This is a genomic window from Paenibacillus borealis, assembly GCF_000758665.1.
In the GTDB taxonomy this organism is placed as follows: domain Bacteria; phylum Bacillota; class Bacilli; order Paenibacillales; family Paenibacillaceae; genus Paenibacillus_AQ; species Paenibacillus_AQ borealis.
Genome location: NZ_CP009285.1, coordinates 26,970 through 50,727 on the forward strand (window position 1 = coordinate 26,970; position 23,758 = coordinate 50,727).

Genomic DNA, 23,758 nt, shown 5'->3' on the forward strand with positions numbered 1-23,758 from the left:
TTAGCCAAGCTTCCGGGTGTCCAGAGGGCCGGGGCCCTTGGGGCCCTCCCTGTAGGGAGGGTTTGGGAGGGGAAGAAGAAGTTAAGGATTATGATCTAAGGGTTATGATCTAAAGGTTATGATCTAAGGGTTATGAATTTAATAGTTAATGTTTAAATAGGGTAAAGGGGTATCCGGGGAAAGTCCCCGAAAAAAATGCAAAAAAATACCTCCCGCGCGAACGGGAGGCCAAGGAGATATAAAAAGGTTAGAATTAACAATTTGATTAGTTCCTATTATAACCTATTTGTTTTAGTTTGTCACAGGGGTAGGGATAGCAGAAATACATTCATGACAAACAATTTTACCTTTGAAATAGGTTACATTCTCAGCATTACCGCAGAAAATGCAGGCAGGCTCATATTTCTTAAGCATGATCCGCTCACCGTCCACGTAAATTTCGAGCGCATCTTTTTCTCCAATGCCCAGCGTGCGGCGCAATTCAATTGGAATAACTACCCGTCCAAGCTCATCTACCTTACGTACAATTCCTGTTGATTTCATCATTACAATCGTTGCTCCTCTCAATTATCAAAAGCGTCAATATTCGACATTGTTCACTGTTTTATGATATTTATAATACCAACCATTCCCAAAACAGTCAACCTTTTTTGAGTCGAATTTTAAGGAAACTTTGAAGGAAACATTCATACCGCCATTGGTCTGGCATATATCATAAAAAGAGCACCGAAAATATTTGTCGATTTGTAAATCGTTATATCGTCATTATTCGACAAAGTGCGACAATATTTATTATTATAACTTTATTTCCACCTTATTTCTATTGATATTATTCAAAGGAGTTGATCTCATGAAGCAACCGTTGACAGAAGAGAAGGTATTTAAGGATCCGGTTCATAACTACATCCACGTGCAGGACACCATTATCTGGCGCCTGATTAACACCAAGGAATTCCAGCGCCTGCGGCGGATCCGCCAGCTCGGCACCTCTTATCTGACCTTCCATGGAGCAGAGCACAGCCGGTTTTCCCATTCGCTTGGTGTTTATGAAATTACCCGGCGGATTATATCGCAGTTTGAACGGAGCGGGTATAAGGATTGGATGCCTGAGGAAAGTCTGCTTACCCTGTGCGCGGCTTTGCTGCATGATTTGGGACATGGCCCGTTCTCCCATTCTATAGAAGAAGCTTTTGAAATGGACCATGAAGACTGGACCTGCCGGATTATTCTGGAGGATACAGAAATTACCGCCATACTGCGTGATGTAGCTGAGGATTTCCCCAAAAAAGTAGCCTCGGTGATCTCCAAAACGTATGAGCATGAGATTGTTGTCAATTTGGTGTCGGGGCCGCTGGATGCGGACCGGATGGATTATCTTTTGCGCGATGCGTATTACACAGGGGTGAATTACGGAACCATCGACATTGACCGGATTCTGCGGATGCTGCGCCCCTACGATGGACGGGTGGTTGTTAAAGAATCAGGGATGCATGCGATTGAGGATTACCTGATGTCACGTTATCAAATGTACTGGCAGGTCTATTTCCATCCGGTAACACGCAGCTCGGAAATTATTCTGCGGCAGATCCTCCGCCGGGCCAAGGAGCTGGTGCAGCAGGATTATGCTTTCCGGTTCATGATTGAGCCGTTAAGCGATTTGTTCCGCGGTGAAGTAACGGTGGAGCAGTATCTGCTGCTGGACGAGGCACTCATGCAGACAGCCTTCATGCAGTGGACGCTGGAGGACGATGAGATTTTAAGCGACTTGTGCAGCCGTTTTATTCATCGTAAACTGTATAAATATGTGGAGATGGAACATCTGGATACAGAGACAATTGACGAAATCCGCCGCAGCTTTGCCGGTGCCGGACTGCGTGCTGATTATGACCTGGAAATTGATTTTCCGACAGATCTCCCATATGATGTGTTCCGTCCGGGGGATGCTTTTGACAGCAAACAGATACTGCTGCTGGACCGCAATGATAAGCTGCGCGAAATCTCGGAGGTATCAGATATTGTACGCTCGATCAGCGGTATTCACCGCGGCAGATACCACCTGTATTTCCCGCAGGACAGGCTGCAGAAAGCCCTTCCACAGCTGCCGCCGTCCATCGCAGATATTTTTGCAAAATAACCTAAAAAAATTGGAATTCATCATAGAAATCAAGGCGGAAAGGATGAAATATAATGCAGCTATTCGACACACATACCCATTTGGATGCTCCGCAATTCGACGAAGACCGGGAGGAGGTTATTGCCAGAGCGCTTGAGTCTGGAGTCAGCAAAATGATCAATATCGGTTTTAACCGGGAGACGATTCCCACAACGATGGCGCTTGCAGAGAAATATGATTATATTTATGCAGCGGTTGGCTGGCATCCCCAGGATGCGGTCACTATGAAGGATGGTGACCTCGAATGGATCGCTTCGTTGTGCAGCCACCCCAAGGTTGTGGCCATCGGCGAAATCGGACTTGATTATTACTGGGACACCTCTCCTAAGGATGTGCAGCATGAGGTATTCCGCAAGCAAATCGGCTTGGCCCGTGAACTGAAGATGCCAATCTGTATCCATAACCGGGATGCGCATGAGGATGTAATCCGGATTCTGCGGGAGGAAAAAGCGAATGAGGTCGGAGGCGTAATGCATTCCTTCTCCGGCAGCTGGGAAAGCGCCAAATTATGTCTGGATCTCGGCTTCCATCTTTCCTTCGGGGGACCCATTACGTTCAAGAATGCCAGAGTGCCCAAGGAGGTACTGGCCCAGACTCCGCTGGACCGGCTGCTGATCGAAACCGACTCCCCATATTTGACTCCGCACCCCTTCCGCGGGAAGCGAAATGAGACGGCTCACGTAAGATTGGTAGCAGAGGCAGCCGCGGCAATAAAAGGGATTGATTTACAGGAATTGGCGGAAATTACGTATGCGAACGCACTGGAACGATTTGGAATTGTCTGAAAACGGGAGAAAAAGCGGTGAAAAATGAAGTATAGCCGATATATTAAACTTTTATGATCTTAAAACGGCCGAATATTACAATATTTTAATCATTTTTTTACGTAAACGTGGTTGAATCGTCCTTTACAACATGCATCAAAACAGGATATCATCTTTTCAGTGCAGTGAGCTGTTGTTACTGTGACAGTCACTATTTCATGGATCGTCTCGCTGAGTCTCCGTATGGAGAACGGGGGAACCAATAAATGCCCTGCCGCATGCCCGTACATAGAGTACAACACAGAATTGCCGCAGACTTTATTTGATTTCTTCACGTGGTCTTTGGGGTGAATTTGAGGGCAACCGCCGTGAGCGGGTGACCTAAGATAGGGCGTCTCTCTTATGCCCGAACCCGACAGCTAACCCCGTAAGCGCAAGTAAGAGAGGAAACCTCGTGCATAAACATTCCCGCGTATTCGACACCGGAGAAGCCACGAAAGAGTCCTCTGTGAACTCTTTTTTGGGCTTTTTTTTGTTTTGAATAATGCGCATGTTCCCGGCATACTGTTATATAACAGATATCCGGAGTAGCTATGCCGAGCAGGCGATCCATGAGCAGGAAACGCTGGAGCAATGCGGGCGTATCCTGTTGCAATCTCAAACCTAGTTTCGTCAGAAATGATGCAGTCACCTTGATATAACTTGGACGACGGGGCTATGTAAGGAGGATGGAGAGAGTGGGCGTATTCCAACCAGAGGTATCCCATGATTCGCAATCATCCAGCAGGTCTTTCGCATTACGGTTGAAGCAAGTGAATCCTCGCGTACTTTCACTTGCAGGTGTGATATCGATTGTTATCGCACTGTTAATTCTGCTGTACGTACACGGTCAGAGTAATAAAGAAATTATTTTAGTCATAGACGGACAGGTACAGACACTGGAGACGCGGGAAGCGCTGCTCAGTGATGTGCTGGCAAAGGAACAAATTTCGCTGCAGCCGTATGATGAATTATCTATTGGCCTTAGTGATGAAATACAAGACGGCGACCGTGTCGTAATCACCCGTGCGCAGAAGCTTGTGCTTACTGCAGACGGTGCAACCAAGACCATATACACCACCGAGGATTCGCTCGGAGATGCCATTACCAAGCTGGGTTACAGCCTGGAGGGCGATGACAAGATTTTCCCTTCGCTTGATACCGCAGTTACACCTGACATGGAAGTCAAGATTGTCCGTATTACTAAGCAAACGGTACAGCGGACAGTAAACTTGCCTTTCAAGGTCATCAAAACCGCAGACCCCTCTCTGTATAAGGGAGACGTAAGAGTTGCACAGGCAGGCAAGCCGGGCGCTATCATCCAGCATATCGAGAAGATATATCAGGATGGTGAGTTAGTCTCCATGAATATGGTCGGCAAGGAAGTTCAGACGGTAACCAAAGATAAGGTTATTGCCGTCGGTACCAAAGCAGTTCCGAAGCCTGTTGTAGCTGTTGCAACTACACCCAAAGCAACAACAACCTCCAAATCATCCAAAGTCAGCGCGAAGAGCAACAACGTCACTAGCAAGGCAGGCGTAGATTTTGAATACAAAAAAATGATCAAAAACGTATCCATGACGGCGTATTCCTCGGAAGAACCGGGAATTGGAACTCGTACCGCCTCCGGCACACGCGTAACGGAAGGCCGCACTATCGCTGTTGATCCGAATGTAATACCTATCGGCTGGTGGGTGTACATTGAGGGATTAGGGTTTCGCCGAGCAGAGGATACCGGCGGTGCCATCAAAGGCAACAAGGTGGATGTCTATTACGATTCACTGAGCCACGCCCGTAATTTCGGCCGTAAGTCGCGGACCATCTATGTGATTGGACCTGTGAAGCCGGAGCTTAATTAACCGGTATGCCTTTTGCAAATTAACGGTTTATAAGATATAGTGGGAGTAGCACTTACGGAATTAGAGAGCTGCCGCTCATCACTTATACATTCTTTAGCCAAAAAGAAGGGGAGCGAATCCTCTTCTTTTTGCGTTTCAGAGTAAGGGAGTAAATTATTTATGATTAAAGAGTTAATTGTAGTGGAAGGTAAAAGCGACACCGTCGCCGTCAAGCGGGCTGTAGATGCGGATACAATTGAAACGGGCGGTTCAGCAGTGGACCGCAAGGTCATTGCCAAGATCACACTAGCCATGGAACGCAGAGGGGTTATCATCCTTACCGATCCCGATCATGCCGGAGAGCGGATCCGTAAGATTGTCTCCTCGAAGGTACCCGGATGCAAGCATGCATTCATCCCGGAGAAGGATGCTACCCGCAAAGGAGATATTGGTGTGGAGAATGCCTCGCCTGAGGCAATCCGCCATGCGCTGCAGCATGTTCACACTTCTTTTGAAGGGGCGCCGGCGGTAATTGGGCTGGATGATCTTATGGCCGCAGGTATGATGGTACATGCCCAGGCAGCAGAGAGAAGAATGCAGCTTGGCAATCTGCTCGGTATCGGTTATTGCAACGGCAAGCAGTTGTACAAGCGTCTGGCGATGTTCGGTATTACGCGCGAAGAGTTCGCGCGCGCGATCGCCCAAATTGATCAGGGAGGCATTACTTCATGAGCGACACTCTGAATATCTCATCGCCAACAAGAACCAAAGCCATTATTCAGCGTTACGGATTCTCTTTCAAAAAAAGCCTGGGCCAGAACTTTCTGATCGACCAGAATATTCTGGACAAAATCGTCGATGCCGCTGGCCTCGACAGCACTGCCGGCGCACTGGAGATTGGGCCGGGTATCGGAGCATTAACTGAAAGACTGGCGATGACCGCCGGGGCAGTTACTGCAGTGGAGATTGACCGCAGACTGATTCCGATTCTAAGGGATGTATTGTCGCCATATCCCCATGTGAAGGTCCGCAATGATGATGTACTGAAGGTCAATATGCAGGAGCTGTTTGCCGAAGACTTTGCCGGTGTGGACCGGGTCAGCGTAGTTGCCAACCTGCCTTATTATGTGACGACTCCTATCCTCATGAAGCTGCTGGAAGAGAAGCTGCCGCTTGATAATATTGTCGTTATGATCCAGAAGGAAGTTGCCGAACGAATGGCTGCTTCTCCCGGGGGCAAGGAGTACGGAAGCCTCAGTATTGCCGTCCAGTATTACAGCGAGCCTGAGCTGGTCTGCATGGTGCCCCGCACGGTGTTCATCCCGCAGCCGAATGTAGAGTCAGCCGTCATCCGTCTGAAGGTCAGAGAGCGCCCTCCGGTTGAAGTTGCCGACGAGAAGCATTTCTTTGATGTCGTTCAGGCATCCTTCACCCAGCGGCGCAAGACGATTGCCAATAACCTGAAGGCCCGCTTCTTCGCTGAGGAAGGACGTGAACGCCTGGAGGCTCTGCTGGCTGAAGCTGGGATAGAGCCGTCCCGCCGCGGGGAGACGCTTAGCCTGGAGGAATATGCGCGGCTAAGCGCTGTCCTGCTGGCTGCGGGAATAGCATAATCGGCAGAAAACACTCCCGGTGATGAACCAACCGTGACCTTTGCCCATAACATGGGGTAGAGGTGGTGTTGTAATGAATTTAGGAGACTTGGTCGTTCGTAAATCTTATGGCGGCGATGTGACCTTCCGGGTAGAGAATATATTGCAGAATAGAGCCGTCATCAAGGGGACAGAGTTCCGTCTGCTGGCGGATTCTCCACTGGATGATCTGGTGCAGGTGCCACCTACACGGATTACCGAGCGGGGGCAGCAGGCACAGATCAAAGCCATAGAATCCTTAAGCTGGCTGCGCAAGGACCGTCAGGAGCAGAGCCAGCGCAGCGGGGAGAGTGTATCGGGGGCAACTGGCACATGGGCCCCAACTCCGAAGGAAGCCGGATTTTTTGAAGTGCCGGGTAAGGTGCTGCATTTGGATGGCGACGCGCTGTACCTGAAGAAGAGCCTGAGCCTGTATGAGCAACTGCGCATACCGGCGGAAGGGCATCATATTCATGAATCCAAAATGGCGGAGACCTTATACCGGCTGCTGCCCCGTGTGCGTCCGGATATCGTAGTGATCACCGGTCATGACGGAGTACTTAAGCAACAGCAGGCTTATGATCTCTACAGCTTGAGCAGCTACAAAAATTCACAGAATTTTGTCGCCGCTATCCAGGTGGCCCGGGAGTATGAGCGGAATTTCGATGCCCTGACGATTGTTGCAGGAGCATGCCAGTCTCACTTCGAGGCGCTGCTGGGCACAGGAGCGAACTTCGCCAGCTCACCGGGCAGAATACTCATTCATGCCTTGGACCCCGTTTATATTGCGGCTAAGGCCTCGTTCACTTCAATACGGGATACAGTCAATTTGAGTGATGTGCTGAATCATACCATCAGCGGCAATCAGGGAATGGGCGGGATTGAGACCCGCGGGAGCTTCCGTATCGGAATGCCAAGGCTGCAGAATCTTGCAACGCTTAAGGTTGCGCCTTCGGTGCTGTAGCGGCGGATATGGAGAAGGAAGGATAAGCGACCGGGCTTATCCTTCCTTTTTTGTTGGGTCGATTTGCAGGCAGCATTACCGCTAACAAGGACCTTAAGCCGGGACTTCCTGTTTCTAAAAAAATTCCGTTGACAACTATTTTACCATCATCTATAATTATTTATTTACTTTGACAATGATTGTGAAAAGTTGTATAATGGACAAGGAAAGAGGTGGTCGTCAGGCAATGGCTAATAACGCGCTGTTGGAAATCAAACGCAGTCTCGAAGCTCACGTCGGTCATAAGATCACGTTGCGGGCTAACGGTGGTCGTCGCAAGACCGTTGAACGTACCGGTGTCCTGGAAGAAACGTACCCTTCTGTATTTATTGTCAAACTGGATCAGGAGCAGCAAACTTTCAAGCGGGTCTCCTATAGCTATGCCGATATACTTACTGAATCTGTGGAAATCACAGTTACCGAAGACGATGGGCAGATGCGGATTATGTATATTAAAGCTTAGCGTCACGGACAGTCTCCCTGCAGGGAGGCTGTTTTTTGCTTTTCCGCTGCATGACCCTTGCCTCTTGGCCGCATACTACATAGGCAGTAGCTCATCATCCAATATCGTAAAGGGAGGAATCCGTAAATGAGCCGCAGAAGACGGGGCATGATGTCGGAGGAACTGAAGACGGAGCTGGCCAAGGAGCTTGGGTTTTATGAAACGGTCGAGCAGGAAGGCTGGGGCGGAATCCGGGCGGTGGATGCCGGGAACATGGTTAAGAGAGCGATTCAGCTTGCTGAACAGGCTGCGCGCAAATCTTAAGGGACAGAGGCCAAATCTGCTGTAGTGACGGGGTATCGCCTGCGGGCGGTACCTTTTTCAAAATATAAAATACATATTTTTGTGGTCCCCGCAAAGTACTTGAGTAATCATCGATGACCAGAGCACCACTTTGTGGGGTTATTTAATGGACTTCACTGCCGGTTTCTCATATAATATGTTAAGTTGTTTTTACGGGAAAAGCTGAGGGTGGGTGAACGCCTTGAAAATGTATGAGAAAGCGCCGGCCAAGATTAATTTGATGCTGGATGTGCTGCATAAGCGTGCTGACGGATTTCATGAAGTGGAAATGATTATGACTATGGTCGATCTGGCCGACCGTCTGGAGCTCTCAGAGCTGAAGCGCGATTCAATTATTATCTCTAGCCAGGCCGGGTATATTCCGCTGGATGAGAAGAATCTGGCCTTCCAGGCTGCAAGACTGATTAAAGACCGCTATAACGTGAGAAGCGGTGTACATATTCACCTGGACAAAAGAATTCCGGTCGCTGCCGGCCTCGCCGGCGGCAGCAGTGACGCCGCGGCTACGCTGCGCGGCCTGAACCGGCTCTGGCGCCTCGGGATCCCGGCGCAGGAGCTGCAGGAACTGGGCGCCGAGCTGGGCTCGGACGTCCCGTTCTGCGTCACCGGAGGCACTGCCCTCGCTACGGGCAGGGGAGAACGGCTGACTCCGATAGCGAGTCCGCCGCAATGCTGGGTCGTCCTGGCCAAGCCGCCGATTAATGTATCGACGGCTGAGGTGTACGGACGCGTACGCGCGAATAACATCGCGGTGCATCCGTCCGCACTCCGGATGCAGCAGGCGATTGAGGCCGGGGACTTCGCGGCCGTCTGCGCAGGTCTGGGCAATGTGCTGGAGGATGTAACCCTGAAGCTGCACCCGGAGGTGCAGCAGCTCAAGGAAGCGATGATCAAGCTCGGAGCAGACGGGGTGCTGATGTCCGGCAGCGGACCGACAGTGTTCGGCCTGGTGTCGAAGCAGTCCAAAGTGGCTAGAATCTATAACGGGCTCCGCGGATTCTGCAAGGAAGTCTATGCCGTGCGTTCGCTGAGTTAAGCCGGAGGCACACAGAAACGGTCACCGCTGCCCCAAGCAGCTAAGCCGTTTCTTCTTGCGTGAAGCGCAGGCTTTCGTCCGGAAGGACGCTATAACCGTTTCCGCTTGTGTAAATCCGTACAAAAATGATATTATTCATAATAATATTCGGTTTTGGCGAGGAGCATTCCGTGAAGAAACTTAAACGAAGCCAGCGATTGGTTGACATGACCCAATTCTTACTTGAAAAGCCGCATGATCTGCTGCCGCTCTCGACCTTCGCAGAGCGGTACGGTGCAGCGAAGTCATCGGTCAGTGAAGATTTGGCTATTATAAAAGAGGTATTTGAAGGCGAAGGCATGGGCGAACTGCAAACCCTGGCGGGTGCTGCAGGCGGAGTCAGGTATATTCCGCGGATGCCGATGGACATGGCCCTTGCTTTCGTGAACCGGCTGTGCGGGCAGCTGGAGCAGAGTGACCGGATTCTGCCCGGCGGTTATTTGTACATGTCGGATCTGCTGGGACTGCCGTCCCTGATGGAGCAGGCCGGTAAGATTATTGCCACTGCTTTTTACGGGGTAGAGATTGATGTCGTGATGACGGTGGAGACCAAGGGGATTCCGCTGGCTTACGCAACGGCTGCGCAGCTTGGGCTGCCTGTAGTACTGGTGCGCCGTGACCATCAGGTGACCGAAGGCTCGGCGGTAAGTATTAACTATGTATCGGGTTCGCATAAGAGCATACATACAATGTCGTTGTCCAGACGGGCACTGCGTGAGAAATCCCGGGTGCTGATCGTGGATGACTTCATGAAGGCGGGCGGTACCGTACGCGGGATGGTCGATTTGCTGGGTGAGTTCAATGCAGAGGTTGCCGGCGTGGGCGTGCTGGTAGAATCCGGAGCGGTGGAGAAGGAAGAACGTCTGCTGCATGATTACGTGTCGCTCGTAAAGCTGACTGAGGTAGATTCCAAGGTACGGCGTATTTCCGCGCATCCCGGCAACTATTTCTCCTCCTGAGGGAGCGGATTTTTACGGATTAAAAACCGGGGCATAATGTCGAAACCGTGAGGAATCTTAAGATAATGGCACGAAATGTGTCGAAATCAATGGTTCTGCAAAAATATTCTTCTTAATCAGGCATTTTATGGAATGAAAAAGAAGGATTTCGCTTTGCTGTGTGGAATTATACACCAAGTCTCTGATGGAAAAAGGTGGTGAACACACACATGCAAATTACGGATGTCAGACTCCGCCGCGTCAACTCTGAGGGGAGAATGAAAGCAATCGCATCCATTACAATCGATAACGAGTTTGTTGTTCATGACATACGCGTTATCGACGGTAATAACGGGATGTTCGTTGCAATGCCCAGCAAGCGTACACCTGACGGTGAATTCCGCGATATCGCTCACCCGATTTCTTCGGGAACGCGCGAAAAGATTCAATCTGCGGTTCTGGCCGAGTACGAACGCGCCGCTACGGAAGAAGAAGAAGTCATTGAAGAGGGAGCTTAAGCTGTGAAGCGCTGACTCTCAAGGATTGCTGCCCTCCCGGGCGGCGTAAAGCCATGCCGTTTTTTTTAAGATAAGACTTTTTATGTTTCGGGGTCCCCGCAAAGTACCTGGGTCAGCCTCGAAGCCAAAGCCCCACTTTGTGGGGGGATTTTATTGGGGTTCGAAGAAAAGGGAACCATGCCTTCATGGTTCTCTTTTCTTTTTGCCCGGAATGAGATATATTCAGTAGTGAGTTCAAGAAGTAGGAGGTTGGCATTCTTGAAAAGAATGGCTGTTGTACTTGCTGCAGGCCAAGGCAAGCGCATGAAATCTAAATTATACAAAGTGCTGCACCCCGTCTGCGGTAAACCGATGGTAGGGCATGTGCTTGATACAGTACAAGCGACCGGATGCGAACGTACAGTAGTTGTCGTAGGTCACGGCGCTGAGAAAGTCAAAGCTTATGTAGGCCAGAATGCTGAATATGTGCTGCAGGATACCCAGCTGGGAACCGGGCATGCCGTCAAACAGGCCAAAGATCTTCTCGGCGGTGAAGAAGGAACCACGATCGTGATCTGCGGAGATACGCCGCTGGTCATGACCGAGACGCTGGAAGGGCTGATGGCGCTGCATGAATCGCAGAAAGCTGCCGCAACCGTGCTTACGGCTGTTATGGAAGAGCCTGCCGGGTACGGCCGGATCATCCGCGGTGAAGACGGCGGAGTGCTGAGGATTGTAGAGCAGAAGGACTGCACGGAGAGCGAAGCCGCTGTCAGCGAAATCAATACAGGCACTTATTGTTTTGATAACGTTAAGCTCTTTGCCGCTCTGGAGAAGGTCACTAATACCAATAACCAGCAGGAATATTATTTGACTGATGTTATCGGTATACTCCGGGCACAGGGAGATATTGTTCTTGGATATCAGGCCCATGATGCTGCAGAGTCTATTGGCGTGAATGACCGCCTGGCATTGTCCGAAGCGGAAGGCTATATGCGTGAGCGTATCAACCGCGGGCATATGCTGAACGGGGTAACTTTAATCGACCCTGCTTCTACCTATATTGGAGCGGATGTTGTCATTGGAGCAGACACTGTGCTGTATCCGGGCACTGTGCTCAAAGGCAAGACGGTTATCGGAGAAGATTGTGTGATCGGACCCGCGAGCGAAATTGAAGACTGCGTGATTATGGACGGTGCTGTAGTGAAGCATTCCGTACTCAATCAGGCTGAGGTCGGCGCACGGGCTTCCGTTGGGCCTTTTGCGTATTTGCGTCCGGGTGCCGTGCTTGGCCAAGAGGTCAAGGTCGGTGATTTCGTAGAGATCAAGAATGCTACAATCGGTGACGGCTCCAAAGTGTCCCATTTAAGCTATGTCGGTGATGCTGAGGTCGGTAAGAATGTGAATATCGGCTGTGGTGCCATCACCGTTAATTATGATGGCTACAATAAGTCGAGAACAGAGATCGGGGACGGTGCCTTTATTGGCAGCAACGTGAACCTTATAGCCCCGGTAACTGTGGGCAAAGGCGCATTCGTTGTCGCGGGATCAACCATCACGCGTTCTGTTCCGGAGAATGATCTGGCTGTTGCCAGAGTAAGGCAGGAGAACAAGCCGGGTTATGCGGATAAGATCCGCTCCCGTGCCAAAGCGAAGAAAGACCAGTCGAGTCCATCGTAAAGCGCCCAAGGCCAAAGCGCCGGACGGACTCTGCAAATCCGCGCCGGCGCTACTTGGAAGTTAAATTCCGTCACGGAGGGTTTATATTTTATGACTTATTGCGATTCCAAACTAAAGATTTTCACCTGCAACTCCAATCCTAAGCTGGCCAGTCAGATTGCCGATTATATCGGTATTCCGATGGGCGAGTCCCACACTACCAGCTTCAGCGACGGAGAGATTCAGGTTAAGCTGTCGGAAAGCGTCCGGGGCTGTCATGTATACATTGTGCAGTCCACCTGTGGACCGGTTAACGACAATCTGATGGAGCTTCTGGTTATGGTAGATGCGCTTAAGCGTGCGTCTGCGAAGAGCATCAATGTCGTGATTCCTTACTACGGTTATGCGCGCCAAGACCGTAAGGCCCGTTCACGTGATCCGATTACGGCCAAGCTGGTAGCGAACCTGATTGAAAAAGCGGGTGCACATCGCGTCATTACCATGGACCTTCATGCGATGCAAATTCAAGGCTTCTTCGATATTCCTGTGGATCATCTGCTGGGTGTTCCGATTCTGGCCCAATACTTCCGTTCCAAACAAATTCAGAACCCGGTTGTCGTATCTCCTGACCATGGCGGTGTTGTGCGGGCAAGAAAGCTTGCTGATTTCCTCAACGCTCCACTGGCGATAATCGACAAGCGCCGTCCTGAGCCGAACGTTAGTGAGGTCATGAACATTATCGGTAACATTGAAGGTAAAACAGCGATACTTATCGATGATATCATTGATACGGCAGGAACGATCGTGCTGGGGGCCAATGCTCTGATGGAAGGCGGCGTGAAGGAAGTCTACGCCTGCTGTACACATCCTGTATTGTCCGGGCCTGCGCATGAACGTCTGGAAAACTCTCCAATCAAAGAAATTATCGTGACGGATACCATTCCAATTCGCAGCAGTAATCCGACAAGCAAGCTTAAAGTGCTGTCCGTAGCTCCGCTTATGGGCGAAGCTATTATTCGTGTGCATGAAGAGCTGTCGATCAGCAAGCTGTTCGAAATCGAATAAGCTGTCGGGCTATCAAGTATAGAAAAAGGGTTACACCTCCGTGAAACGGAAGATGTAACCCTTGTCGGCGTGATGCGGGAAACGGTGCGGCTGGTACGCTTCAATATCCCGGGCGGGAGATGAAGGTGAACAGGCTGCGGTTATATAGCGTCCCCTGGAGCTCCACAAAACCCTCATCCACCGCTGTAATCACACCGATGTCAACATGAGCGCTACCCCTAAATACTTCAACAGGCACAGCATATTGAATATGGTACTGGAAATGGCGCGGTAATGTTAAAATATCGCCCTGATGTGGCATAGTTCATCACCTGTCTTCGGAGTATAAACTTATTGTACCAAAAACGGAACTCTTCTGCTGGGAGTACCGGGTGGAAAGGATAGACCTTACTTATGAAATGGATTGTAGGACTCGGGAATCCCGGACCGCAATACGCGAAGACCAAGCATAATGTTGGCTTCATGGCGCTTGATGAGCTTGCGTCCAGGCACGGAATTGTCTTTAACCAGAATAAATGCAAATCGGTGATCGGCGAAGGTGTCATTGGCGGAGTTAAGACCGTACTGATTAAACCGATGACCTTCATGAACCTGTCCGGTGAGGCGGTCCGCGCTTATATGGATTATTACAAGGTCCAGCTGGAAGATATGATTGTTGTCTATGATGATCTGGATACGGAGCTGGGCAAGATCCGGCTGCGCTATCAGGGCAGTGCCGGCGGTCATAACGGAATCAAGTCGATTATCCAGCATACGGGCACCCAGAGTTTCAACCGGGTGCGGATGGGAATCTCACGTCCAGAGCCGGGATTTGCCATTGTCGATTATGTGCTGTCTACGTTCTCCAAGAAAGATGGACCCAAGCTGGAAACGATGATTATGGATACTTGTGATGCTGTGGAATTTAGTCTTCAGCATACGTATGAGCAGACCATGGCCAAGTTCAATGGCTGATTACAAGGCATAGGATGCAGGAATTTAAGGCTAAAGCTATCCGGGGCGGGGCATACTGGAGGTATATACTACCTTCAGGAGGCATATAGATGGCAATAAACTATGTATGCAGGCACTGCCGGACATTCTTAGGAAGCATCGGCAGAAGTGATATCACAGAGGTGCAGCTGGGCCTACATTCCTTGACCCCTGCGGAACGCAGAGATATAATAGCGTATGATTCAGAAGGTGAGATTACGGTGAAGGTTACCTGCGGTTACTGCAAGCAGGCCCTGGATAACAATCCGGAACTCAGCCTGCTGGCCAGTCCGCTTCAGTAGGTGGAAGCGCCTGTCTCTATCGTCATCCGCAAGCCTTGGCCGTATCCGCTGAGGCTTGTTTTCGATTCTAATTATAATAGGTGGCAGCGGCAATGCCGCTGTCAGCCTGTTTAGTAAGAGAGGTGCACCTGTTGTTACAAGGTCTTATAGAAGCTTTTTCGAAGGATCCCGATTTTCAGTCCGTCACCAGCGGTATCGCCGCAGGCATGAAGGAGCAGCTTATCTCCGGCTTATCCGGCTCGGCCAGACAAATTATGCTGGCTGCGCTGCATGAAGAGACGGAGCGTCCGCTGCTAATAGTAACCCATAATATGTTCTCGGCCCAGAAGATGGCCGAGGATTTGCAGGAAGCGCTTTCTCCGGACCGTGTGCTGCTCTATCCGGCCAATGAGCTGGTGGCTGCAGAAGCCGCAGTCTCCAGTCCCGAGACACTCGCTCAGCGCATTGATGTGCTTACGAAATGTGCGAAGGGCTTCCGTGGAGTTGTAGTTGTTCCGTACTCCGGCGTACGGCGGCTGCTCCCCGCCCCCCATGTGATGGCCGGGGCCCAGCTGACGGTTTCACAGGACGGGACCCTCGCGCTGGATGAATTCCTCATGTCCATGATTGAAATGGGCTATGACCGTGTCGAGCGGGTGGAGAACCGCGGTGAGCTCAGCGTGCGCGGAGGTATTATTGATTTCTATCCTATGACTTCTCCACTGGCATACCGGGTGGAGCTGTTTGATGATGAAGTAGACTCCATCCGTACCTTTGACCCCATAGACCAGCGCTCCATTGATAAGGTCCGCAGTGTGAAGATTACTCCGGCCAAGGAGATTATTGCTGACCAGCTTCGTCAGGATGCGGCTTCTACAGCTGCGTCGGCGCTGCTGGAGCGGCAGCTGGAGAAAATGAGCGACCGTCAGGCCAAGCTGCGTCTGCGTGAGGAAATGGGCCGGGAGCTGGAAATGCTGCGCGAAGGCACTTATTTTCCGGAAATCTATAAATATATCAGTCTCTTATATCCTGAACGCTCTCATCTGTATGATTACATGGCGCAGGATACCCTGCTTGTGCTGGATGAACCGGCCCGATTGCTGGAAACCGCGAAGCAGCTGGAACGCGATGAGTCGGAATGGAACCTGCATTTACTGCAGAACGGCAAAACGCTGCCTGACCTGCATCTCTCCGTAGAGAGCGACGTCATTATGTATCACCGTCCGTTCCAGAGCTTGTTCATGTCGATTTTCCTGCGTCAGGTTCCGCATATTCAGCCGCAGAACATTCTGGGCTTCATCAGCCGGGGAATGCAGGATTTCCATGGCCAGATGAATGTGCTGAAATCCGAGATGGAACGCTGGCATAAGTCCGGCGTGAAGGTGATTATGCTGGCCAATGGCGAGGAGCGGATGGAGCGTGTCCGCCGGGTGCTGGATGACTATGGAATTGAAGAGCCGACCATTCTCCAGGGCAACCTGGGTTCCGGTTTTGAGCTTCCTTCGATTCATTTGGCTGTCATCACCGAAGGTGAGATGTTCTCGCAGAAGCAGCGCAAGGCACGGAAGGTCTCCAAGGGGATAGATAATGCCGAACGGATTAAGAGCTATACGGAGCTGAAGATTGGCGATTATGTGGTTCACCAGAACCACGGGATCGGTAAATATATGGGCATCGGCACGCTTGAGGTCAGCGGGATTCACCGCGACTACATGCATATTCTCTATGCCGGAGGCGACAAGCTCTCCGTTCCGATTGAACAGATCGATCTGATTCAGAAATATGTCGGTTCAGAAGACAAGGAGCCGAAGGTATATAAGCTTGGCGGCAACGAGTGGACGAGGGTTACCAGCAAAGTACGGAGCTCGGTCCAGGATATCGCCGATGATCTGATCAAGCTCTACGCTGAACGCCAGAGCGCACTCGGTTATGGCTTCGAGAAGGATACGCAGGAACAGCGTGAATTCGAAGAGATGTTCCCGTATGAGGAGACCCGTGACCAGCTCCGGGCGATCGAAGAGATTAAGAAGGATATGGAGCAGAACCGTCCGATGGACCGCCTGCTCTGCGGAGATGTGGGCTACGGTAAGACTGAAGTGGCGATCCGTGCCGCTTTTAAATCGGCCATTGAAGGCAAACAGGTGGCTGTGCTCGTGCCAACGACGATTCTGGCGCAGCAGCACTATGAAACCTTCCGCGAGCGCTTCGCCAATTATCCGTTGAATATTCAGGTACTGAGCCGTTTCCGTAGCCGTAAGGAGCAGAATGACACGATTAAGGGCGTAAGACAGGGTACCGTGGATGTGGTTATAGGCACACACCGTCTGCTGTCGCAGGATCTGGTGTTCAAGGACCTGGGTCTCCTGATTGTCGATGAAGAGCAGCGTTTCGGCGTGACCCACAAAGAGAAGCTGAAGAAGCTGAAGACTAATGTCGATGTATTGACCCTGACGGCAACACCGATTCCCCGCACTCTGCATATGTCGATGCTTGGGGTGCGGGACTTGTCAGTTATTGAGACACCACCAGAGAACCGCTTTCCCGTACAGACGTATGTCGTGGAGCATAGCCAGACCCTTACCCGTGAAGCGGTAGAGCGTGAGCTTGCCCGTGGCGGCCAGGTCTATTACCTCTACAACCGCGTCCAGGGTATTCAGGAAATGGCTGCGCAAATCTCCATGCTGGTGCCGGAAGCTAGAGTAGGGATCGGCCATGGGCAGATGTCGGAGTCGGAGCTGGAGAAGACTATCCTTGATTTCCTGGATGGAGAGTACGATGTACTGGTCAGCACAAGCATTATCGAGACGGGCGTGGATATTCCAAACGTCAATACGCTGATTGTGCATGATGCCGATAAAATGGGACTGTCCCAGCTCTATCAGCTGCGCGGACGTGTGGGCCGCTCCAACCGGATTGCCTATGCTTATTTCACGTACCAGCGGGATAAGGTGCTGACAGAAGTGGCCGAGAAACGCCTGCAGTCGATTAAGGAATTCACGGAGCTGGGCTCGGGCTTCAAAATCGCCATGCGAGATCTCTCTATCCGCGGAGCAGGCAATCTGCTCGGTGCGGAGCAGCACGGATTCATCGCTTCGGTCGGTTTCGATCTGTACTCGCAGATGCTGGCCGAGGAAATCCGCAAACGTAAAGTCACCGTCCTTGGAGAAGAGGATACTTCGCTGAAACAGGGCAATACCGTGATTGATTTGTCGATTGACGCGTACCTTCCATCCGAGTATATTTACGACAGTATCCAAAAAATTGAAATCTATAAAAAAGTCGCTGCGGTGGCTACGTTCGAGGATGCTTCGGAGCTTGAGGATGAGCTGCTTGACCGGTTCGGCGAGTTACCGGAGGCCGTCATCAATCTGCTCTCTGTAGCCCGGCTGAAGGTGTTCGGCAAGCTGTATGGTATGGAATCCATGGTCCGGCGGGGCGATGAGGTCTCGCTCAATTTCCATGAAGGAAGTATCGGTGCATTTGATACGGCGAAGCTCGCCAAAGTTGGAAATAGCTTCGAAAGACGTGTACAATTTGATAAGGATGCCAAAGCAACGATCCGCATCAAGTCCAAAGACTTGGGCGACAAAGAGCTGCTTGATCTGCTGGAGCAATTCCTCGCGGCAGCCAAACAGTCTTTAAAATCGAAGGGAGAATTACACAATGTCGTTAAATAAAAAACCATGGAAAGTGCTGCTGGTCTCACTGGCCGCAGCGGTTTCCTTCTCAATGCTTGCTGCCTGCAGCAACAACAGCAGCGATGATACAGCGGTGGCAACTTATAATGGCGGAACGATTACTGCGAAGGAATTCGACCTGGATACCCGCGTAATGAAATTCCTGTCTCCACAGCAGGCGCAGTATCTTGAGATTGATATGTTCAAGGAGTCTATCCTGAAGCAGGAGGTCGCGTTTGAGTATCTGGCCGGCCAGGCAACGGATGAGGCGAAGAAGGCAGCAGAGAAGGAAGTTGATACACAGATTGAGACCATCAAGACTACTCTGGGCGACTCCTATAAAAGCTCTCTGAAGGAGCAGGATCTGAGCGAATCGGACCTGCGTTCCTATATGCAGCGTGTGCTTACCGTTTATCAGGACATGCTGCTCAAAGTAACGGATGAGCAGGTGAAGACAGAGTATGAAGCCATCAAGGCTGACTTCACAGTGGCGACACTGCGTCATGTGCTGGTTGGCCTGACGGATGCTGACGGCAAGGAGCGTACGGATGCAGATGCACTGAAACGCGCCAACGAAGCGAAGGCGAAGCTGGACGGCGGGGCAGACTTTGCAGCCGTTGCCAAGGAGTACTCGGATGATACCAGTACGAAGGATACCGGCGGCGAATATAAAGACACGGCCCTGTCCAAATACGTAGAAGAGTTCAAGGCAGCAGCCCAGACGCTGCCGCTTAATACGATCAGCGATCCTGTGAAGAGCAGCTACGGATATCACGTCATTAAAGTTGAATCCCGCAAGGAGACAACCTTCGACACTTTGACCGCTGAGCAGCTGGAGACCGTTAAGAGCTCTGCAGCTTCTGCCAGCCTGGAGTCGTTCCTCGAGAAGGACTTGGATAGCCTGAAGATTGAAATCAATCTGCCGAAGAGCACCGCTGCAGCCGATGAACCGGGAACAGCGGCAACAGCTACTCCAGCCCCGGCTGATGCTACTGAGGCTCCGGCGGCTACAGAAGCAGCCAAATAATTATAAATATGGACAAGCCGCCTGATGCTTAACGCATCAGGCGGCTTTTTTATGAGCTAAGAATTTATTGTTTGGGGTCCCCGGAAAGTACCTGAGTGAACATCGAAGACAAGGCCTCACTTTGTGGGGTTATTTGTCCAAGATGAAGCAGGTATAGAATGGTGAATTTAAGAACATAACTGGAATGATGCCGGCCGCGGTGTTGTGATTTTGCATGAACTATTTTATACAGGCTGCTTGGATGTATAAGGAACTGGGAAGAGATGAATACTATGGTCAGATATTACGATAAATCACTGGGATTAACCATTCCCATAATGGACAGTAGTTGGACCATACTTCTTAAGAAAGCGGGGCAACATGTGAAATGAAAGCTACTGGAATTGTACGCCGTATTGATGACCTCGGACGAGTTGTTATCCCTAAAGAGATTAGACGCACCTTGCGGATTCGGGAAGGAGACCCTCTGGAAATCTTCGTCGACCGCGACGGTGAAGTTATACTGAAAAAGTATTCTCCGATTGGCGAGCTTGGCGATTTCGCCAAAGAATACGCCGAATCGCTGTTTGAAGGAACAGGGCATATTACCATGATTACGGACCGCGACACTTTCATCGCGCTCGCCGGCGGCTCCAAAAAGGATTATTTGGAGAAGCAGGTAGGCGTGCTTCTTGAAAAGGTTATGGAAAGCCGGAAAACGGTGCTCGAAACCAATGGAGGCAGCTACGACATCAGCAAAGACCACACTGAGCAGTTATCCAGCTATGTGGCAGCACCCATTATCTCCGGCGGAGACCCAATCGGCTGTGTAGTACTGCTGAATAAGGATGACACGGTGAAAATGGCGCAGATGGAAGTGAAGATGGCTGAAACAGCCGCAGCCTTCCTGGGCAAGCAAATGGAGCAGTAAGAGATTGGCCTATAGAACCCCGCTTATCCTCTGGGTATGAATCCACAGGAAATGGCGGGGTTTTGTTGTATCAGCGAAGCCATTTCCACTTACAGGTATACTTAAGTTATAATATAGAAATTCATTCTAATATGGCAGTCACGCTGTAGAAGCAGGTATATCATGAAATCGGAAACACAAGGCTCAAAGCTGCTGCAAGGCGCATTTATTCTTAGCGCGGCAGCTATTTTCTCCAAACTGATCGGCACGCTGCAGAAGATTCCGCTGCAGAACCTGGGCGGCGACGCAGCATTCGGTATCTACAATACGGTGTATCCGCTGTATACGATCCTGGTCACGGTGGCGATGCTGGGGTTGCCTTCGGCCATCTCCCGGTTCGTAGCAGAGGCCTCTGCCGCGCAGGATGAACAGGAAGGACGGCGGGTGCTGCGGCTGTCTGCAGGCATTACAGCAGTCTGCGGACTGATTCTCGGGGTTCTGGTCTACACCGGAGCTCCGGTTATTGCTATGTGGGTCGGCAACTCCCATATTACCTCCGCGCTGCGCAGCAGCGCCTGGGGGCTGGCAGTAGTACCGCTGATGGCTGCCCTGCGCGGCTACTTCCAGGGACTGCATAATATGATGCCTACCGCTGTGTCACAGGTCGTAGAGCAGTCGGTGCGTGTGGCCGTCATGATCGCATTGCTGCTCTATCTGACGGCGGCCGGTGCCGATGCGGCAGGTATTGCCGCCGGCGCATTGCTTGGCCCTGCCGGCGGGGGACTGGCAGGTCTGGCCGTCATGCTCCTCTACTGGCGCAGTTACCGCCGCCGCGGGCTGCAGGGCGTAATGCTCCAGGATCCGGTCCAAGGCAAACCAGCTACTGCTGAAGTCCGCCCGGAACGCAGCGCGAATGCCCGTAAGCTGCTGGCTTACGGACTGCCGGTGATGCTGGGCGCTCTGGCTGTGCCGCTGATCAGCCTGGTGGATGTGTTCACGGTTCCCCGTCTGTTGACGGGAAGCGGCAGCAGTGAGACTGCTGCTATGGCCCAGTTCGGCATCTATAACCGCGGCCTGCCGCTCGTGCAGATCGTAACCATGCTGGCGACCTCATTGTCGGTAGTATTTATTCCGGCCCTGGCGGAAGCGAAATTCCAGCGGAATGAGGGGCTTATCCGCACGCGCATCACGTTGTCGCTGCGCTGGTTCTGGCTCCTCGGGCTGGCCGCGTCCGTAGGCCTGGCCGTACTGGCAGAGCCGGTTAACACGGCTCTGTACGGGGACGCTGCCGGCAGCAGCGCGATGACCTGGCTGGCCTTCACCGCCGCCGGCGGCAGCGTCAGTATCATCTCCGCCGCGCTGCTGCAGGGCCTTGGCGCCGTGCGTGCGCCGGCGCTGCACCTTCTGGCCGCCGCTGTGCTTAAGGCGGCCCTGAACCTGCTGCTGGTCCCGCAGCAGGGCATTACCGGTGCGGCCATCGCCGGCGTGGCCGCACATCTCTTCGCAGCAGCGCTGAACGTGCTGCTGCTCTACCGCCAGGGCTATCTGCGGCTGCGCTTCGCAGATGCCCTGCTGAAGCCCGCGGCGCTGCTCGCGGGCCTGGGGCTTGCCGCCGCAGCCGTGAGCCTCGGCGTGGGCAGAGCGGCGGACGCTGCCGGCTTCGGCGGCGGGCGGACCGCAGCACTGGCGCAGAGCCTGCTCGGCGTGCTCGCAGGCTGCGCCGTCTTCGCCGCCGGCGCGGTGGCGCTGCGGCTGCTCAGCGAGAACGAACTGCGCCAGCTTCCGGGCTTCGGCCCCCGGCTGGCGGACAAGCTGAAGAAGCTGCGCCTGTTCCCTTAAGGCTTACTAATAATTTACACAGGGCATCCGGCTGCACAAGCAGCAGGCGGACGCCCTGAAAGGAGTAGACAGGCATGAGCGCAATACTAACCGTAGTCGGCCTGGGTTCCGGTAATCCGGACCGGCTGACACTGGGCATTATCAAGAAGCTGAAGGCGGCATCCGCCGTTTACGTACGGACCGCAGAGCATCCTGTTATGGCTGCACTGGCTGAGCTAGAGATTTCTTCGGAGTCATTCGACGGGCTGTATGAATCGTTATCCTCCTTTCCTGAGGTCTACGAAGCCATTACGGCAACCCTGATTGAGAAGGCAGCGGCGGCTCCGCAGGGTACGGAAATCGTCTATGCTGTGCCGGGGCATCCCATGGTTGCTGAATCCGCCGTGTCTCTGCTGCGCCAGCGCTGCCCGGAAGCGGGCATTGAGCTGAATATCCTCGGTGGCGAAAGCTTCCTCGACGAGGCGTTTGTCCGTCTGGGCTTTGATCCGATTGAAGGATTTCAGCTGCTGGACGCTTCCGGCATCCGCAGCTCCCAGCTCCACCCGGAGCTGCATACGCTGATCGGACAGGTCTACGACAGCTTCACCGCTTCAGAGACCAAGCTCTGTCTGATGGAGCTGTATCCGCCGGAGTATGAAGTAATTGTTGGTCATGCTCTTGGTGTAGAGGGCGAAGAGCAGATTCTGCGTGTGCCGCTGTACGAGCTGGACCGGCTGGACGGCTACGGGAACCTTTCCTTGGTATATGTTCCGATCAACCGCGCAGAGGATGCGCTTAAGCGTACTTTTGCCCGGCTGCATGAGATTGTCGATATTCTGCGGAGTCCCGAAGGCTGCCCCTGGGACCGTGAGCAGACGCATGAGTCTCTGCGCAAGAACCTGATCGAAGAGACCTATGAGGTGCTGGAGACGATCGATGAGGATGACCCGGACCATATGAAGGAAGAGCTGGGTGACCTACTGCTCCAGATTATGCTGCATGCCCAGATGGAAGAGGAGCTCGGCACATTTAATGTCTATGATGTGATTGAAGGCCTGAATGAGAAGCTGATCTTCCGCCATCCGCATGTCTTCGGCGACCGTGTTGCCGGCAATGCCGAGGAGGCGCTGCAGAACTGGGACGGCATGAAAGCCGAGGAGAAGCGGCGCAAAGGCGTGAAGCCTGAAGCACAATCCGCCCTCAGCGGGGTTCCCCGTGACCTGCCTGCACTCATGAAAGCCTACAAGCTGCAGAAGAAGGCGTCCAAGGTCGGTTTTGACTGGGATAACACCGGGGATGTATTGGCCAAAATCCGTGAAGAGGTCGATGAACTGCAGGAAGCGATTGAAATGGGGCTGTCTGCCGAGGAGCAGATGCTGGAGCTTGGCGATCTGCTGTTCGCGGCAACGAATGTAGCCCGCTTCATCAATGCTGATCCGGAAGAAGCGCTGACCCGCACCAACCGTAAATTTGTCTCCCGCTTTCAATATATTGAACAGCGTCTGCTTGATAGAGGAACCAGCGTTAAAGACAGCAGTCTGGAAGAGATGGAGAACCTCTGGCAAGAAGCCAAAGCAGAAGAGCGGAGCAAGTAGTGTATACAGTGC

22 protein-coding genes and 1 riboswitch are annotated in these 23,758 nt (G+C 52.1%); of the genes, 20 read left to right on the forward strand and 2 right to left on the reverse strand.

The window, feature by feature from the left end:
- Positions 1–291: 291 nt before the first annotated feature.
- On the reverse strand, positions 292–546 hold the full coding sequence (locus PBOR_RS00125; RefSeq protein WP_019914502.1) for an AbrB/MazE/SpoVT family DNA-binding domain-containing protein: 255 nt from the start codon (positions 544–546) through the stop codon (positions 292–294).
- A gap of 304 nt (positions 547–850) precedes the next feature.
- Here PBOR_RS00125 and PBOR_RS00130 point away from each other — a divergent pair, with 304 nt between their 5' ends.
- The 13 genes from PBOR_RS00130 (at position 851) to PBOR_RS00190 (ending at position 13,487) form a co-directional block, all read left to right on the forward strand.
- A complete protein-coding gene (locus PBOR_RS00130) occupies positions 851–2,134 on the forward strand; it encodes an HD domain-containing protein (RefSeq protein WP_042209907.1) in 1,284 nt (427 codons plus the stop codon).
- Positions 2,135–2,187: 53 nt separating this feature from the next.
- The gene (locus PBOR_RS00135; RefSeq protein ID WP_042209908.1) at positions 2,188–2,958 is read left to right on the forward strand and encodes a TatD family hydrolase; all 771 of its coding nucleotides are present in this window, start codon (positions 2,188–2,190) and stop codon (positions 2,956–2,958) included.
- 198 nt (positions 2,959–3,156) lie between these two features.
- A riboswitch (cyclic di-AMP (ydaO/yuaA leader) is annotated at positions 3,157–3,386 on the forward strand.
- Positions 3,387–3,674: 288 nt separating this feature from the next.
- Complete coding sequence (locus PBOR_RS00140; RefSeq protein WP_042209910.1) at positions 3,675–4,835, forward strand: resuscitation-promoting factor; 1,161 nt, start codon at positions 3,675–3,677, stop codon at positions 4,833–4,835.
- A 159-nt stretch (positions 4,836–4,994) separates the two neighbouring features.
- Positions 4,995–5,546: a ribonuclease M5 gene (gene rnmV, locus PBOR_RS00145; protein WP_042209911.1), complete on the forward strand. Its 552-nt coding sequence runs from the start codon at positions 4,995–4,997 to the stop codon at positions 5,544–5,546.
- On the forward strand, positions 5,543–6,427 hold the full coding sequence (rsmA, locus tag PBOR_RS00150; RefSeq protein WP_042209912.1) for a 16S rRNA (adenine(1518)-N(6)/adenine(1519)-N(6))-dimethyltransferase RsmA: 885 nt from the start codon (positions 5,543–5,545) through the stop codon (positions 6,425–6,427). The genes rnmV and rsmA overlap by 4 nt, the downstream gene beginning before the upstream one ends.
- Positions 6,428–6,500: 73 nt before the next feature.
- Positions 6,501–7,409: a sporulation peptidase YabG gene (yabG, locus tag PBOR_RS00155; protein ID WP_042209913.1), complete on the forward strand. Its 909-nt coding sequence runs from the start codon at positions 6,501–6,503 to the stop codon at positions 7,407–7,409.
- Between the two features lie 226 nt (positions 7,410–7,635).
- The gene (veg, locus tag PBOR_RS00160; protein WP_036696386.1) at positions 7,636–7,911 is read left to right on the forward strand and encodes a biofilm formation stimulator Veg; all 276 of its coding nucleotides are present in this window, start codon (positions 7,636–7,638) and stop codon (positions 7,909–7,911) included.
- Between the two features lie 126 nt (positions 7,912–8,037).
- A complete protein-coding gene (locus tag PBOR_RS00165; protein ID WP_039305760.1) occupies positions 8,038–8,214 on the forward strand; it encodes a small, acid-soluble spore protein, alpha/beta type in 177 nt (58 codons plus the stop codon).
- Between the two features lie 220 nt (positions 8,215–8,434).
- Entirely contained in the window at positions 8,435–9,289 is an 855-nt protein-coding gene (gene ispE, locus PBOR_RS00170; RefSeq protein WP_042209914.1) for a 4-(cytidine 5'-diphospho)-2-C-methyl-D-erythritol kinase, read from the forward strand.
- A gap of 170 nt (positions 9,290–9,459) precedes the next feature.
- Positions 9,460–10,287, forward strand: coding sequence for a pur operon repressor (gene purR, locus PBOR_RS00175; protein WP_042209916.1), 828 nt, complete (start codon positions 9,460–9,462; stop codon positions 10,285–10,287).
- A gap of 209 nt (positions 10,288–10,496) precedes the next feature.
- Positions 10,497–10,784, forward strand: coding sequence for a septation regulator SpoVG (gene spoVG, locus PBOR_RS00180; RefSeq protein WP_036696395.1), 288 nt, complete (start codon positions 10,497–10,499; stop codon positions 10,782–10,784).
- A gap of 258 nt (positions 10,785–11,042) precedes the next feature.
- Positions 11,043–12,443 carry a bifunctional UDP-N-acetylglucosamine diphosphorylase/glucosamine-1-phosphate N-acetyltransferase GlmU gene (gene glmU / locus PBOR_RS00185; protein WP_042209917.1) on the forward strand — a complete coding sequence of 467 codons (1,401 nt, stop codon included), beginning with the start codon at positions 11,043–11,045 and terminating at the stop codon, positions 12,441–12,443.
- A gap of 90 nt (positions 12,444–12,533) precedes the next feature.
- Complete coding sequence (locus tag PBOR_RS00190) at positions 12,534–13,487, forward strand: ribose-phosphate diphosphokinase (protein ID WP_019914487.1); 954 nt, start codon at positions 12,534–12,536, stop codon at positions 13,485–13,487.
- A 100-nt stretch (positions 13,488–13,587) separates the two neighbouring features.
- Here PBOR_RS00190 and PBOR_RS00195 read toward each other — a convergent pair whose 3' ends face one another.
- Entirely contained in the window at positions 13,588–13,788 is a 201-nt protein-coding gene (locus PBOR_RS00195) for a hypothetical protein (RefSeq protein ID WP_039305774.1), read from the reverse strand.
- A 92-nt stretch (positions 13,789–13,880) separates the two neighbouring features.
- Here PBOR_RS00195 and pth point away from each other — a divergent pair, with 92 nt between their 5' ends.
- The 7 genes from pth (at position 13,881) to yabN (ending at position 23,746) form a co-directional block, all read left to right on the forward strand.
- Positions 13,881–14,441: an aminoacyl-tRNA hydrolase gene (pth, locus tag PBOR_RS00200; RefSeq protein WP_042209918.1), complete on the forward strand. Its 561-nt coding sequence runs from the start codon at positions 13,881–13,883 to the stop codon at positions 14,439–14,441.
- Positions 14,442–14,530: 89 nt separating this feature from the next.
- Positions 14,531–14,761 (forward strand): anti-sigma-F factor Fin family protein, encoded by a 231-nt coding sequence (locus PBOR_RS00205; protein ID WP_042209919.1) that lies wholly within the window; start codon positions 14,531–14,533, stop codon positions 14,759–14,761.
- Between the two features lie 131 nt (positions 14,762–14,892).
- Positions 14,893–18,417: a transcription-repair coupling factor gene (mfd, locus tag PBOR_RS00210; RefSeq protein WP_042218729.1), complete on the forward strand. Its 3,525-nt coding sequence runs from the start codon at positions 14,893–14,895 to the stop codon at positions 18,415–18,417.
- Complete coding sequence (locus PBOR_RS00215; RefSeq protein ID WP_042209921.1) at positions 18,404–19,444, forward strand: peptidylprolyl isomerase; 1,041 nt, start codon at positions 18,404–18,406, stop codon at positions 19,442–19,444. The genes mfd and PBOR_RS00215 overlap by 14 nt, the downstream gene beginning before the upstream one ends.
- A 367-nt stretch (positions 19,445–19,811) precedes the next feature.
- Positions 19,812–20,354, forward strand: coding sequence for a stage V sporulation protein T (gene spoVT, locus PBOR_RS00220; RefSeq protein WP_042209923.1), 543 nt, complete (start codon positions 19,812–19,814; stop codon positions 20,352–20,354).
- 162 nt (positions 20,355–20,516) lie between these two features.
- Entirely contained in the window at positions 20,517–22,172 is a 1,656-nt protein-coding gene (locus PBOR_RS00225) for a putative polysaccharide biosynthesis protein (RefSeq protein WP_042209924.1), read from the forward strand.
- 74 nt (positions 22,173–22,246) lie between these two features.
- Positions 22,247–23,746, forward strand: a complete 1,500-nt coding sequence (yabN, locus tag PBOR_RS00230) for a bifunctional methyltransferase/pyrophosphohydrolase YabN (RefSeq protein WP_042209925.1) — start codon at positions 22,247–22,249, stop codon at positions 23,744–23,746.
- Positions 23,747–23,758: the final 12 nt, after the last annotated feature.

Bases quoted from the DNA above. Each gene is read 5' to 3' on its own strand.
- yabN (WP_042209925.1), top strand. From the start codon at position 22,247: ATGAGCGCAATACTAACCGTAGTCGGCCTGGGTTCCGGTAATCCGGAC.
- pth (WP_042209918.1), top strand. From the start codon at position 13,881: ATGAAATGGATTGTAGGACTCGGGAATCCCGGACCGCAATACGCGAAG.
- PBOR_RS00125 (WP_019914502.1), bottom strand. From the start codon at position 546: ATGATGAAATCAACAGGAATTGTACGTAAGGTAGATGAGCTTGGACGG.
- rnmV (WP_042209911.1), top strand. From the start codon at position 4,995: ATGATTAAAGAGTTAATTGTAGTGGAAGGTAAAAGCGACACCGTCGCC.
- PBOR_RS00130 (WP_042209907.1), top strand. From the start codon at position 851: ATGAAGCAACCGTTGACAGAAGAGAAGGTATTTAAGGATCCGGTTCAT.
- yabG (WP_042209913.1), top strand. From the start codon at position 6,501: ATGAATTTAGGAGACTTGGTCGTTCGTAAATCTTATGGCGGCGATGTG.
- PBOR_RS00135 (WP_042209908.1), top strand. From the start codon at position 2,188: ATGCAGCTATTCGACACACATACCCATTTGGATGCTCCGCAATTCGAC.
- spoVG (WP_036696395.1), top strand. From the start codon at position 10,497: ATGCAAATTACGGATGTCAGACTCCGCCGCGTCAACTCTGAGGGGAGA.
- PBOR_RS00195 (WP_039305774.1), bottom strand. From the start codon at position 13,788: ATGCCACATCAGGGCGATATTTTAACATTACCGCGCCATTTCCAGTAC.
- PBOR_RS00205 (WP_042209919.1), top strand. From the start codon at position 14,531: ATGGCAATAAACTATGTATGCAGGCACTGCCGGACATTCTTAGGAAGC.
- PBOR_RS00215 (WP_042209921.1), top strand. From the start codon at position 18,404: ATGTCGTTAAATAAAAAACCATGGAAAGTGCTGCTGGTCTCACTGGCC.
- veg (WP_036696386.1), top strand. From the start codon at position 7,636: ATGGCTAATAACGCGCTGTTGGAAATCAAACGCAGTCTCGAAGCTCAC.
- rsmA (WP_042209912.1), top strand. From the start codon at position 5,543: ATGAGCGACACTCTGAATATCTCATCGCCAACAAGAACCAAAGCCATT.
- PBOR_RS00165 (WP_039305760.1), top strand. From the start codon at position 8,038: ATGAGCCGCAGAAGACGGGGCATGATGTCGGAGGAACTGAAGACGGAG.
- PBOR_RS00190 (WP_019914487.1), top strand. From the start codon at position 12,534: ATGACTTATTGCGATTCCAAACTAAAGATTTTCACCTGCAACTCCAAT.
- PBOR_RS00225 (WP_042209924.1), top strand. From the start codon at position 20,517: ATGAAATCGGAAACACAAGGCTCAAAGCTGCTGCAAGGCGCATTTATT.
- spoVT (WP_042209923.1), top strand. From the start codon at position 19,812: ATGAAAGCTACTGGAATTGTACGCCGTATTGATGACCTCGGACGAGTT.